A 12778-nucleotide genomic window follows, 5' to 3' on the forward strand; every position below is an offset into this window, starting at 1 on the left:
AGAAATGGGAAGGCGGACATATCCAACAATGGGCTATGGTCATGAATCAACTGTTAATTCATGACCACCTGAAGAATCGTGTAAAGAAGTATCTAGAATAACTTACACACTTTTCTTGACAAACCCCAACTTGATGAAAATCGATTCAGTAATTAACAAATACTCGTACATACTTTGCAGTTAAATCCATATTTTATTTAAAAAAATCGCAGCTATTTCAACAATCAACGTTCCAAATATTCTGTATGCACATCTATATTCGCTGCTAAAAGAACGGTCGCTAAATGATGCTCGGGCGCGCTTGCAACCTCTCGATACATCTTATCAATATAAAGATGCTCAACCTCCGGCAATTCGCGAATAAATTGTCTTCTTAACTTTTCTCCGGCATCATCCGCATCCACTAAGATATATACTTCTTTGCCACTTATATAATCAACTAACTCATCCAGACGAGAAATACTAATCGTACCATTCGTACAAATAATTTCAATTGGTTCCTTTACAATACTTTTCACCTTTCGTTTATCAGAGGTTCCTTCAACGATGATTATCTTTTCTGTGTTCGAATCAAGCATCTATATCACCCATCAACGAAAATTGTATTTGCCACACTATATGTATTCTAGTAGGAAAGGTTCTTCTCCTGCTTGTCATGAACCATAAACTGTAACGAACTGGATGTCCTATGCTCGATTTATCAGTTTCTAGTAAAAAACGCCCCTAATTAGGAGCGCCTACTATTTTTTTGTTTAGTCTTCTTTAATTAAGCCTGCATATTCATCAGCAGACATTAAAGCATCCACATCGCTAGCATTAGCCGGCTCAATGACAATCATCCATGCTTTTTCATAAGGAGATTCATTGACAAATTCCGGGCTGTCATTTAAGTCTTCGTTGATTGCGACCACTTTTCCACTAATAGGAGCATACAATTCAGAAACAGTTTTCACCGATTCTACACTTCCAAATGGTTCATTGGCAACAACTTCATCCCCAATCTCAGGAAGCTCAACAAAGACGATGTCCCCTAATTCTGATTGTGCAAAATCCGTAATTCCAATTCGTGCTGTTTCCCCTTCAACCTTGACCCATTCATGTTCTTTTGAATAACGCAGCTCTTTTGGTGTGTTCATGCAAATCCCTCCAAAATAATTGTACTGTTACATTAAACCAGTTTTCGTTTTGATTGAAGATTTTTTGTAAACATTTTAAAACAGACATTTCAACCTCAGACCTTGCATCGAGGTAGATTTGATTTTCACACGGCATTTTTTGCTTCAACATCATCGTGATTTTACAAGGGAAAAATATGGCCTTTAAGACGTTTTCCCAATCGCTCCAATGTTTTTCGCAAAGAACCCACATCATCATGACCGTTTTTTATCCATCAATCCCCTTGTTTTTTACGAGCAAAGGTTATTGTAACCTAAATCAAAATTTTGCTACCAAATATTTATTGTCCTGAAAAAAGACTTTCATATTCATTCTCTTTAAATCCCAAAGTGACGTTATGGCCGTCTGTCAATAACGGGCGCTTAATGAGCATACCATCTGAAGCAAGAATATCAAGCAGCTCGTCCTCGGAAGCAGTTTTCATTTTGTCTTTTAAACCAAGCTCTCTGTATTTCATCCCACTTGTATTAAAAAATTTTTTCAGTTCCAATCCGCTGCTTTTATATAACTGCTCAAGCTCTGAACGAGAAGGCGGATTTTCAACAATATGTACTTCCTTATACGAAATATCATGGGTGTCGAGCCACTTCTTGGCATTACGACAAGTCCCACATTTCGGATACCAATAAAAGGTTAATGCCATGTTTTCACCTACCTATGTTATTATCCATATTTAGATAAAGTTTGCCATCTATATCTGAATAGTACCATATGAGCTTGGTCATCACAACGATCGAGATAGACTCTTTCTGCAACTTTAACGAATTCTCGCTCAAACAGAAAGCTCCCCTCAGGATGAAGGGAGCTTTGCTTAAAGATAACTTTGTCTCAACTCTTATAATACGTATCTCTCAGCAGCAATTAACTTAAGGGATGCTTCGCGTTTCTTAGCGATGACATTAGTCGGTGTATGGCGAGTCAGCTTGCGAAGTGTCGAAATCATCATCCGCAGTGTGTCACCACTTTCAACCGCCACCAATGTTTCTTTTGCATCTGCTTCGATTTTATTAAAAGCTTCTTGGCAGAAAATTTGTGTATAAAGAAGCTTTTGCTGATTCTTCTCAAGACCTGTTTTAGCAATTGCCTTTTCTGTTCGCAAAATAGCAGATTCCATTGCGTAAACATTCGCAATAATGTCAGCTACATTTACAAAGATTTCCTGCTCTTTATCGACGTCTTTTCCGTACTTTTGAGCAGCAAGACCAGCAGCAAGCAAGGAGATTTTCTTTCCATTGCCAACGAGAAGCTTCTCTTGTGCTAACGGTTCATCACCAGGTTCTTCTGGCATCAGCATCATTAATTCTTCTTGTAAGGCCATCGCTTTTTGGAAGAGCGGTAACTCGCCCTTAAGGGCCTTTTTCAAATAAGTGCCTAGGACAAGGAGACGATTGATTTCATTTGTTCCTTCAAAAATGCGGTTAATCCGTGAGTCCCGATAAGCACGGGCAATTTCGTACTCTTCCATGAATCCGTAACCGCCATGAAGCTGAACCCCTTCATCTACAACATAGTCAAGCACTTCTGTATTGAAAAACTTACCTAAAGAACATTCAATTGCATACTCGGCGATTGAGGCCGCTACAGCCTTACCTCCATTTACCTCTTCATCAGTAAGCTTGCTCATCCGATCTTCGAATAATCCTACGGTGCGGTAAATGGAACTTTCTGCAGCATATAATTTCGACGCCATCGTCGCAATTTTTTCTTTTGTTAAATTGAAGGCAGATATCGGTGTTTTAAATTGCTGACGCTGATTCGTATATGGAATGGTAATTTCTAATGCCCGTTTCGCTCCCCCTAATGCACCAACACCTAATTTATAACGGCCAATGTTCAAAATGTTAAAGGCAATAATATGGCCTCTGCCGATTTCACCTAACAAATTCTCTACTGGCACTTCGGCATCTTCAAGAATAAGCGTACGAGTTGATGAGCTTTTAATTCCCATTTTATCTTCTTCAGCACCGGTTGATACCCCAGGGAACTCTCTTTCAACAATGAAAGCTGAGAATTTATCACCGTCTATTTTTGCATATACGACAAATACATCCGCAAATCCAGCGTTGGTAATCCATTGCTTTTCTCCATTTAATAGATAATGTGTGCCAGCGTCGTTAAGCTTTGCTACCGTTTTTGCTCCAAGTGCATCAGAACCAGAGCTAGGTTCTGTTAGAGCATAAGCGGCAATTTTTTCTCCAGTTGCCAGTTCAGGAAGATACTTTTTCTTTTGTTCTTCGTTCCCAAAAAGGACAATTGGAAGAGAACCGATACCGACATGGGCCCCATGGGTAATTCCAAATCCACCGGCAATCGCCATTTTTTCAGCAATTAACGCAGAGCTTACCTTGTCTAGCGCAAGGCCACCGTATTCTTCAGGAACGTCTGCTCCAAGAAGCCCTAGCTCCCCTGCTGATTTCAACAGTTTCACAGAACGATCAAACTCATGCTTTTCAAGATACGGCACTTCAGGTAAAACTTCATTAACAACGAAATCCTCTGTTGTTTTCGCAATCATTACTTGCTCATCGGAAAAATCCTCTGGAGTAAAGACTTGTTCGTAGCTCACATCTTCAATAAGAAAGCTTCCACCTTTAATTAGGTTTTCAGTTTGATTAGACATGCGAAAATTCCTCCATTCATTTTAAAGAGATGCATCATTGACACCCCAAATTTAATTTGCTTACAGCAGTTCGAACACTCCAGCCGCACCCATTCCTCCACCGATACACATTGTGACGACGCCAAATTGTTCATTGCGACGCTTCATTTCATGTATTAAGGACAATGTTAACTTCGCACCTGTACAGCCAAGCGGATGTCCAAGAGCAATGGCCCCTCCGTTAACATTCACCTTTTCTTCATCCAATCCAAGTTCGCGAATGACTTGAAGAGATTGCGATGCAAAGGCTTCATTTAATTCGAATAGACCAATATCAGACAGTTCTAGTCCAGCTAGCTTCAATGCTTTCGGGATAGCCACAACGGGGCCTACACCCATAATTTCGGGTGGTACGCCACCAACAGCGAAGGATCTGAACTTAACAAGCGGCTTTAGTCCTTGTGCTTCCGCTTTTTCGCGATCCATTATTAGCACAGCTGCAGCACCATCACTTGTTTGTGAGGAGTTACCTGCGGTAACAGAACCTGTTACTGAAAAGGCCGGTCGTAATTTAGCCAATGTTGCCACCGTCGATTCAGGGCGAACCCCTTCATCTTCACTAAAAGTAAATGTTTTTTCGACAAGTTTGTTTTTGCTATCTACATAACGATTTGTTACTTCGACCGGGACAATTTCGTCTACAAACTTCCCTTCTTGAATTGCCTTAGCTGCTCTTTGATGGCTGCGTACAGCAAAGGCGTCCTGATCCTCTCGTGTTATTCCGAATTTTTTTGCTACTTCCTCAGCCGTATGCCCCATACCCATATAATATTCAGGAGCTGTTTCAGCAAGCTTGGCATTGGGACGGACGACATGCCCCATCATCGGCACCATACTCATTGACTCTGCTCCACCTGCTAGAACAGTATCTGCATGGCCGATCATAATCTTTTCAGCTCCATAAGCGATCGTTTGCAAACCTGAGGAACAATAACGATTAACAGTTACAGCCGGAACAGTGTCAGGAAGGCCTGCCAATGCGCCAATATTTCGCGCCATATTCAAACCTTGTTCTGCTTCAGGCATGGCACAGCCAATAATTAAATCATCAATATTTCCTTCGTACCCGCCCGCTCTTTTTAAAGTTTCCTTGACAACAAGAGCACCTAAATCATCGGGTCTCATATTTGCAAGCGAGCCCTTCTTTGCTTTTCCGACTGGAGTACGCGCTCCCGCAACAATTACCGCTTCTCTCATCTTATTCCCTCTCTTTCCGCTCATTTTTAGGTAAATCTCGTTATCTACTGACCTAGTTTTACATCCATTTCAAAGTGAAAGACTTTATGTTAACGATATGTCGTCGATTTAAATTGGAGTAGCTTTTGCATTTACTTACCAAAATGCCCTTCCTCCGAACGTTTAATCGATTAAGAACATTCCTAAAGCCTAACTTCGTTTTGGACGAAATAGACAAAATCAAGAGCAGCATATGGTGACTCAAAACAAATTCTCATGAAAAAATGGTAGCTCAACTAACTTCACTGTTCACATTGCATAAATCGTTCATTTTCTCATTGCCTGCTGTGCTCTAGTTACGTAACGGCTTGCCTTTAAGAAGCATATGCTGCATGCGCTGCTGGGATTTCGGTTCTGTAACAAGACTTAAAAAAGCTTCTCTTTCTAGATCAAGCAAATACTGTTCATCAACTTCTGTGCCATATGGAACCTTTCCACCTGCGATAACATAGGCAAGTTTCTTGGCAATCTTCATATCATGTTCAGAAATATAACCAGAGTAGAACATATTTTGCGCACCCAGTAGCAGTGTTGCATACCCAGGCTCTCCTACAACAGGAACTTTTTTACGAATCGGAGGTGTGTAGCCTTGCTCATGAAGGGCAAGAACTACCTGCTTGGCGTCATAGATTAAGTGATCGCCATTAACACTAATGCCATCAGCTTTGTTTAAGAAATTAAGTTCACGTGCCTCTTCTCCAGAAGTTGAAACCTTTGCCATTGCAATTGTCTCAAAGACAGCATTAGCTACTTTTTGCAAATCAAATTCGACACCATTTGGCAAGCTGTTCAAATGTTTCAAGTAGAGCTCTTTATTTCCACCGCCTCCCGGAATAAGACCCACTCCGGCCTCAACAAGACCCATATAGGTTTCGGAGGAAGCTTGGATATGAGCTGTTGGCAAGCAAACCTCTGCACCGCCACCGAGCGTCATTCCAAACGGTGCAGCTACAACCGGTTTGCGGCTATACTTGATTTTCAAACTTGCCTGTTGAAAATGACGTACGACCATATCTAGTTCGAATACGTCGTCTTGGGCCTCCATCAAAATCATCGCCAGATTGGCACCAACGCAGAAGTTTTTCCCCTGATTACCAATAACAAGACCTTTATAATTTTTTTCTACTTCGTCGATCGCAAAGTTAATCATTTGTAAAATATCCAATCCGATTGCATTGCTTTTGGAGTGGAATTCAAGCAAAGCTACTCCATCACCTATATCAATTAAGCTTGCACCACTATTCTTTTTGATAACCCCTTTTTGTTTCTTCATTTTTGTTAGATTGATAACTTTTGGGTTCTCTTCTACTAATTTGTACTCACCATTTTCGTAAACATACAAATGGCCTTGCTCATCCTCTTTGTAGAATGAAGTAAATCCTTGGGCAAGCATCTCTTTTACCCAGGCTGGAACGGCTAGACCTTGCTCCTCCATTTTTTGTACAGATTTTTCAAGACCAATTGCATCCCATGCTTCAAATGGTCCTTGTTGCCAGCCAAAGCCCCATTTCATAGCTCGATCGATCGCCACAATGTCGTCTGCAATCTGTCCAAGTAAGTCCGCAGAATAAACAAACACGGGACTAAAAATATTCCATAATAGCTCGCCAGCTCGATCTTCTGCAAATACAAGCGTTTTCATTTTATTGTTTAAGCCTTTTGTCTGCTTCGCCATTTCAATCGAAGGAGCTTGCAGCTTTTTACGAGGTCCATACTCGAGAGAAGCAGGATCGATTTCGAGAATTTCCTTCCCCTTTTTCAAGAAAAAACCTTGCCCTGACTTGCTTCCAAGCCAGCCCTTTTCAATCATTCTCTGTAGAAATGGTGGCACTTCGAACACTTCTTTTTCTGCGCCCTCGACTTGGTCATACACATTTCTTGCCACATGAGCAAATGTATCAAGTCCAACTACATCTAGTGTTCTAAACGTTGCGCTCTTTGCTCTGCCAATAAGCGGCCCAGTAACAGAGTCCACTTCACCGACGCTATAGCCGCGATTCAACATTTCACGAACCGTAATAAGCAAACCATATGTTCCAATGCGATTGGCAATAAAGTTTGGGGTATCCTTTGCTTCTACTACACCTTTGCCAAGAACATCCTCACCAAATGTTTTCATAAATGAAAGTACTTCTTTATCGGTATGCTTCGTAGGAATGACTTCTAAAAGCTTTAAATAACGTGGTGGATTAAAAAAGTGGGTTCCGAGAAAATGCTTTTGAAAGTCCTCCGAACGTCCTTCCGCCATCGCTTCCACCGAAATTCCCGAAGTGTTTGAGCTTACAATACTTCCCGGCTTGCGGTATTTATCCACCTTTTCAAAGATTTGCTGTTTAATGGTGAGATTCTCTACAACGACTTCAATGATCCAATCAACGTCACTCAATCGTTGTAGATCATCCTCAAAATTCCCCGCTTCAATTAAGGCTAGATTTTTCTTAGAAGTTAGTGGTGCCGGTTTTTGCTTTAATAGCTTTTGGATGGCCATTTCACTAATTCGATTGCGCACCCTTTTATCATCTAGCGTAAAGCCTTGTGCTTTTTCTACATCCGTTAGTTCTCGAGGCACAATATCAAGCAATAATGTGGGGATTCCTATATTCGCTAGGTGAGCAGCAATCCCAGAACCCATGACACCAGATCCTAGCACGGCAGCCTTTTTGATTTGTTGGATCAATTCCATCTCCTCCTTCAAGTTCTTGAATGAATACTCATTCATTTTTTAACTAAAAAAAATATCGCTTCATCAAGGAATGTAAAATTCATATGCAAAGGCAACTATGAACTTTACTTTTAAACGATGTTGATACTAAAGAGGTGTTCCGCCTGCTTTTACATAGAAATAACCACCATTAAGTGGTATCTGTTACTATCATCATAAAATATTTGTACTTTTTCCGCAATAATTAGATGCGTAATTTTTAAATTTTTTCGAAAGTTTGTTTTTTATATAATTTTATAGTTAACGGGAATGTTAACATTAAATCTTATTTGTGGAGGTGCTTATATGGCAAAGCGAAAAAAGGATCCATCAAAGGCTGGAGTCAGTGCGGCCAGTGTTCAAGGAAATGCAGGGCCAGGAGCTGAGATAGGCGACAAGGATAAGAAGAACAGTCAAAATAATCAATTTAAAAGATAAATCGTTTGCTCAACAATTCTGTTTAACCAACCCACATGAAAAAAATTTTACTGATTTTGTTGACATTCTCTTTAAATGGCATTATTATAAAGATATAGTTGATAATGATTATCATTACCAACTGTAGGAACGGCATTGACTGTGCCTTTTCATAGCGAGTACCTTTCCTAATCATAGATGTTAGGCTCAATTTACCCCCTCAACTTAAATTGGGCCCCCCTTCGTTTAAAAAGTCCGTATTTTTACGGACTTTTTTATTTTAAAATATAGATGAAACACCAATGTGGTTAGATTTCCACTCCGGGTGGACGCTTTTTCGCGGGCGGGGTCGAGTCGTTTTATTTAAAATGGTGTTTTTATAATAATACATTTTTGGGATTCGTTGCTTAACTTTGACTCTAAATAAATTTTGAGTCAAAGTTTTAAGAATATAACTGCGGATTGGAGCGAAGGGCGCTTGACTCCTGGGGGATTAGCGGGACAGGTGAGACCCCACAGGAGCATCAGCGACGAGGAGGCTCACCGCCCGCCCCCCGGAAAGCAAGCGCCCGAAGCGGAAATCAGCCTTTTTCCCACCATTCCTAAACGAAAAAATAACAAAAGGTAACGAGAAAGGCTTCTCACTACCTTTTGTCGACAATATGAAGTCCGTATTTTTACGGACTTTTTTCATATTCTCTTCGGATAATGCTACCAAATCAGGAAACAATAACTTCATATCCTTATTCTTAGGAGAATGCATTCTATGAAAAGTCCACTTTTGAAAAAAAATCAAAAAATGCAAGAGCTTGTAAAGATTCTAAAAAAATCAAATGACTTTAAACATGTACAGTACATGAATGAGCAAACAGAAGAACATTTTTCATTAATGTTTATGTCTACAATGGTGGAGGAAAAAATCATTCATGAAAGTATTCTTCCATTTCTATTAGAAGGAAATTTTCACCGTTTAGAGGATGTTAAAAAAATAGTTCCGCTTGAAGAGATTGAGTTTTCTGAAGATCCATTAGAAATAGAAAAAAAGCTCTTTAATGGTTTTGTCGTTCTGTTACTTGAAAAAGAAAAGAATAACTACTGTTTTTTAGGAGCTCACAAAGAAGTCGGCAGAACCATTGGTGTACCGGAAGTTGAATTCAGTGTTATTGGGCCAAAAGAATCCTTTGTTGAATCGATCGAACAAAATTTGAATTTAGTAAGAAAAAGAATTCCGGTAAAGGATCTCATCATCGAGGAACAAACGATCGGCAAATACTCTAAAACAAAAGTCGCCATACTCTATTTAGAAAATATGGCGAATACGGAGAATGTTAACACCGTACGGCAGCGCCTTCAGGAAATTGAGTTTGATCAGATCACCGATAGCTCCTATATCATTCAAATAATATCGGATAATCAAAATTCACCTTTTCCGCAACTTCTAGATACGGAAAGGCCCGATCGGGTCTCATCCAGCATTATCGAAGGGAAGGTTGCCATTATCGTCGATGGATCACCACATGTACTTATTGGTCCAACTACATTAGTCGAGTTTTTCAGTTCTTTCGAAGACTATTTCCTAAACTGGTTCATTTCTTCATTCTTCCGATTGATTCGTTTTTTTGCGGTAATGTTCTCCATACTAGTAACACCGGTTTATGTTGCTACTTTAAGCTATCATTACGAATTAATTCCTAGAGATCTTTTAAATGCCCTTGTAGCTTCACGAATGGCGATTCCCTTTCCCCCCATTCTGGAAGCGCTCTTTCTTGAACTTACAATCGAATTGCTTAGAGAGGCTGGAGCCAGGCTTCCAACAAAAGTTGGCCAAACAATCGGTATTGTTGGAGGAATTGTCATTGGAACTGCAAGTGTTGAAGCGGGGCTTACAAGTAATGTGTTGCTCATCATTATTGCACTAGCTGCTTTGGCTTCCTTTACAACTCCCGTTTATCGTATGGGTAACACCATTCGTTTACTGCGCTTCCCATTTTTATTTTTTGCTGAACTATGGGGCTTTCTAGGCATCGTCCTGAGTTTTTGTATTTTATTGATTCATTTAAGCCGACTAACCTCTTTAGGCAGACCATACCTTGAACCGTTATATCCACCAAGAAGAGTTGATTTTAAAGATGCCTTAATTCGATTATCTTTTAAACACCAAACGAAAAGGCCATTGTTTTTAAATTCTAAAAAACCTGAACGCATAAGTGCGAAAAAAGCAAAAGAAAAAAAAGATATTGATGAATAGGGGGCTTCCTTATGAGCATGAGCATTCCTGAAAACAAAAAAGTGTCGCCCTTTCTCGTATTTTTTATCATTAATAGTATGCAGTTCGGTATCGGGGTTCTCGGCTTTCAACGAATTATCGCCAAATATGCCGGTTATGATGGATGGATTTCCGTCATTATAACTGGTATAGGAATCCATATTTTACTTTGGATGATGTATAAAATGCTCAAAATCGTTGACGGAGATATTGTTTCTATTCACAGCTTTGTGTTTGGGAAGACGATAGGTAAAATACTGAGTGCTTTTTTTATCATTTATTTTTCCCTGCTAACTGTCATGGTTTTGAGAACATATATTGAGATTGTACAAGTATGGATGTTTCCGACATTAGAAACCTTTTGGTTTGCACTAGTATTTTTAGCAGTAGTAGTCTATGCCAATTTCGGAGGATTCAGAACGATAACAGGAATTGCCTTTTTTAGCATTGTTCTCCCTTCTTACATTCTGGCAATATTTCTGTTTACAATTCCCTATTCAGAATTCGATAATATGCTCCCTATTTTTGAGCATTCGATTAAAGATATTCTTACTGCTAGCAAAAATATGTCTTTAACTGTTATTGGTTTTGAAACACTACTTGTTTTTTACCCTTTCATAAAAGAGCCTGAAAAATCAAAAAAATGGGGTCATTTAGCCATTTTATACACTACTTTTCTTTGTCTTTATTTAACGGTTTTAACCTTTGCATACTTTCCGGAGAAGCAGCTGCAACTCAATATATGGCCAACTTTGACAATGTGGAAAATCATTGCAATGCCCTTTGTAGAACGTTTTGAATATATCGGTATTGCAAACTGGTGCTTAGTTATTCTTCCAAATGCTTGTATATCTTTATGGTGTGCTAGCCATATAGCCAAAAGATTGTTTTCATTTACTGTAAGGAAAACTGTACCAATTTTAGCGCTTCTTTGTCTAATAGGCACAAGCCTTTTATTTACGAGAACTCAAATCAATTTTCTCAGCGATCTCGTTAGTAATGTCGGTTTTTATCTTACTTTTGGTTATATTCCATTGCTTTTTATTTCCACTTTAATTGCAAAGAAGGTGAAAAAGAAATGAAGTCAATCTATACAGCAATTTCCATTTTGTGCATTTATCTTCTCCTAACAGGCTGTGTTAAAAAAGAAATATTGGATGAAATCTATTTAATAGAATCAATTGGATTTGATCACTCTAAAGAAAAATCTAATAAAGGAATGATTGTTGGAACGATTTTATATCCTATTTATCAGCCTGATCAACCACCTAAAAATAAAACATTAACTGCTGAGGCACATATTAAAAAATCAGTACTGCAAGAAATTCAGCTCCAGTCTGCCAACCCAATTGTCACAGGAAGTATGGAGATCGTCCTGTTTTCGAAAGAATTGGCAACAAATGAAGGAGTGCTTGAACTAATTGATCCCTTCCAAAGAGACCCTGCGGTTGGATCTGGACTTTATTTAGCAGTAGTAGATGGTGAAGCAAAAGAACTAATGGAAGGAAATTACGGGATCAGAGGGAATGCTACCTACTTTTCAAATTTAATTGAAAATAACATAAAGAATGAAGATCTGCCAAAAACTAACCTTCACAAATTTCTCTTTTCGTACTATCAAAAAGGGCAGACCCCATTCATGCCACAACTTAAGCGTATTTCAAAAGAAAAGGTTCTCTTAAATGGGATTTGTTTTTTTAAACACGGAAAAATCGTTCACACCATCTCACCGCAGGAAATGTTCTTCTTTAGACTTCTTGTTGACAAATATAGCAACGGTTTACACAGAGTCAAAATCGATGAAGGCGAAGCAGCCATACGAAGCATTCGTTCAGTTCATCGGTTCAAATTAACGAATCGTTTTCCAAAGGAAGTTACTGTCCAAATAAAGGTGCATGGAATCATTAATGAATATACAGGGACAAAAGTAACACCAAAAGTAATTGACTCATTACAAAAAGAATTCGAAAAAGAAATTGATGAAGAATGTAAAAAATTAATAGAATCTTTTAAAGAAAATAAAATTGATCCTATCGGTTTTGGACATTTCATGAAAACACAAATACGAAACTTTGACCTAACTGATTGGACAGACAGTCAATTTCAGAATTTGATTGTTAAGTTAGAGCCTGATGTCACTATTGCTGAAGCAGGTGTCATTGAATAACAATGAAAAGTCCAATTCACAAATCATGAAGGAGCTTACCCCTAAAAGTTAGAGTTTTTATTATGCAGCTGATTGACTGGATTGAATTCGGTATTCAACCGGACTTAGTCCAGTCAATTTTTCTTTTGATCGTATATTGTTATACCAGTAAATATA

12 protein-coding genes are annotated in these 12778 nt (G+C 38.9%); 4 read left to right on the forward strand and 8 right to left on the reverse strand.

Features of this window, described 5'->3' with window-relative positions:
* Window positions 1-224: 224 nt before the first annotated feature.
* The 6 genes from PZE06_RS24175 to PZE06_RS24200 form a co-directional block, all read right to left on the reverse strand.
* Complete coding sequence (locus PZE06_RS24175; RefSeq protein WP_151026183.1) at window positions 225-578, reverse strand: toprim domain-containing protein; 354 nt, start codon at window positions 576-578, stop codon at window positions 225-227.
* A gap of 174 nt (window positions 579-752) precedes the next feature.
* Entirely contained in the window at window positions 753-1136 is a 384-nt protein-coding gene (gene gcvH / locus PZE06_RS24180) for a glycine cleavage system protein GcvH (RefSeq protein WP_151026184.1), read from the reverse strand.
* Window positions 1137-1456: 320 nt separating this feature from the next.
* On the reverse strand, window positions 1457-1819 hold the full coding sequence (locus PZE06_RS24185) for an arsenate reductase family protein (protein WP_151026185.1): 363 nt from the start codon (window positions 1817-1819) through the stop codon (window positions 1457-1459).
* Between the two features lie 192 nt (window positions 1820-2011).
* The gene (locus PZE06_RS24190) at window positions 2012-3796 is read right to left on the reverse strand and encodes an acyl-CoA dehydrogenase family protein (RefSeq protein WP_151026186.1); all 1785 of its coding nucleotides are present in this window, start codon (window positions 3794-3796) and stop codon (window positions 2012-2014) included.
* Window positions 3797-3856: 60 nt separating this feature from the next.
* Window positions 3857-5032, reverse strand: a complete 1176-nt coding sequence (locus PZE06_RS24195) for an acetyl-CoA C-acetyltransferase (RefSeq protein WP_151026187.1) — start codon at window positions 5030-5032, stop codon at window positions 3857-3859.
* 331 nt (window positions 5033-5363) lie between these two features.
* Window positions 5364-7745, reverse strand: coding sequence for a 3-hydroxyacyl-CoA dehydrogenase/enoyl-CoA hydratase family protein (locus PZE06_RS24200; RefSeq protein WP_151026191.1), 2382 nt, complete (start codon window positions 7743-7745; stop codon window positions 5364-5366).
* Window positions 7746-8078: 333 nt separating this feature from the next.
* Here PZE06_RS24200 and PZE06_RS24205 point away from each other — a divergent pair, with 333 nt between their 5' ends.
* Window positions 8079-8210, forward strand: coding sequence for a YuzL family protein (locus tag PZE06_RS24205; RefSeq protein ID WP_151026188.1), 132 nt, complete (start codon window positions 8079-8081; stop codon window positions 8208-8210).
* 472 nt (window positions 8211-8682) lie between these two features.
* Here the strand turns inward: PZE06_RS24205 and PZE06_RS24210 are convergent, their stop codons facing one another.
* Complete coding sequence (locus tag PZE06_RS24210; RefSeq protein WP_170943617.1) at window positions 8683-8919, reverse strand: hypothetical protein; 237 nt, start codon at window positions 8917-8919, stop codon at window positions 8683-8685.
* 36 nt (window positions 8920-8955) lie between these two features.
* Here PZE06_RS24210 and PZE06_RS24215 point away from each other — a divergent pair, with 36 nt between their 5' ends.
* From PZE06_RS24215 to PZE06_RS24225, 3 genes are read left to right on the forward strand one after another with little or no spacing between them, the layout of a single operon-like run.
* On the forward strand, window positions 8956-10437 hold the full coding sequence (locus tag PZE06_RS24215) for a spore germination protein (protein ID WP_151026189.1): 1482 nt from the start codon (window positions 8956-8958) through the stop codon (window positions 10435-10437).
* 11 nt (window positions 10438-10448) lie between these two features.
* Window positions 10449-11537: a GerAB/ArcD/ProY family transporter gene (locus tag PZE06_RS24220; RefSeq protein WP_151026190.1), complete on the forward strand. Its 1089-nt coding sequence runs from the start codon at window positions 10449-10451 to the stop codon at window positions 11535-11537.
* Complete coding sequence (locus tag PZE06_RS24225) at window positions 11534-12622, forward strand: Ger(x)C family spore germination protein (protein WP_095311477.1); 1089 nt, start codon at window positions 11534-11536, stop codon at window positions 12620-12622. The genes PZE06_RS24220 and PZE06_RS24225 overlap by 4 nt, the downstream gene beginning before the upstream one ends.
* Window positions 12623-12682: 60 nt before the next feature.
* On the opposite strand, the gene PZE06_RS24230 is transcribed toward PZE06_RS24225, so the two are convergent.
* Window positions 12683-12778: IS3 family transposase (locus tag PZE06_RS24230; RefSeq protein ID WP_251385272.1), on the reverse strand; the 96-nt coding region annotated here is incomplete at its 5' end.

The organism is Robertmurraya sp. DFI.2.37, from assembly GCF_029211245.1.
Classification (GTDB): Bacteria; Bacillota; Bacilli; order Bacillales; family Cytobacillaceae; genus Robertmurraya; species Robertmurraya methanolica_A.

Excerpts from the sequence above, each read along its gene's own strand:
- PZE06_RS24175 (WP_151026183.1), bottom strand. The coding sequence starts at position 578 with ATGCTTGATTCGAACACAGAAAAGATAATCATCGTTGAAGGAACCTCT.
- gcvH (WP_151026184.1), bottom strand. The coding sequence starts at position 1,136 with ATGAACACACCAAAAGAGCTGCGTTATTCAAAAGAACATGAATGGGTC.
- PZE06_RS24185 (WP_151026185.1), bottom strand. The coding sequence starts at position 1,819 with ATGGCATTAACCTTTTATTGGTATCCGAAATGTGGGACTTGTCGTAAT.
- PZE06_RS24190 (WP_151026186.1), bottom strand. The coding sequence starts at position 3,796 with ATGTCTAATCAAACTGAAAACCTAATTAAAGGTGGAAGCTTTCTTATT.
- PZE06_RS24195 (WP_151026187.1), bottom strand. The coding sequence starts at position 5,032 with ATGAGAGAAGCGGTAATTGTTGCGGGAGCGCGTACTCCAGTCGGAAAA.
- PZE06_RS24205 (WP_151026188.1), top strand. The coding sequence starts at position 8,079 with ATGGCAAAGCGAAAAAAGGATCCATCAAAGGCTGGAGTCAGTGCGGCC.
- PZE06_RS24215 (WP_151026189.1), top strand. The coding sequence starts at position 8,956 with ATGAAAAGTCCACTTTTGAAAAAAAATCAAAAAATGCAAGAGCTTGTA.
- PZE06_RS24220 (WP_151026190.1), top strand. The coding sequence starts at position 10,449 with ATGAGCATGAGCATTCCTGAAAACAAAAAAGTGTCGCCCTTTCTCGTA.
- PZE06_RS24225 (WP_095311477.1), top strand. The coding sequence starts at position 11,534 with ATGAAGTCAATCTATACAGCAATTTCCATTTTGTGCATTTATCTTCTC.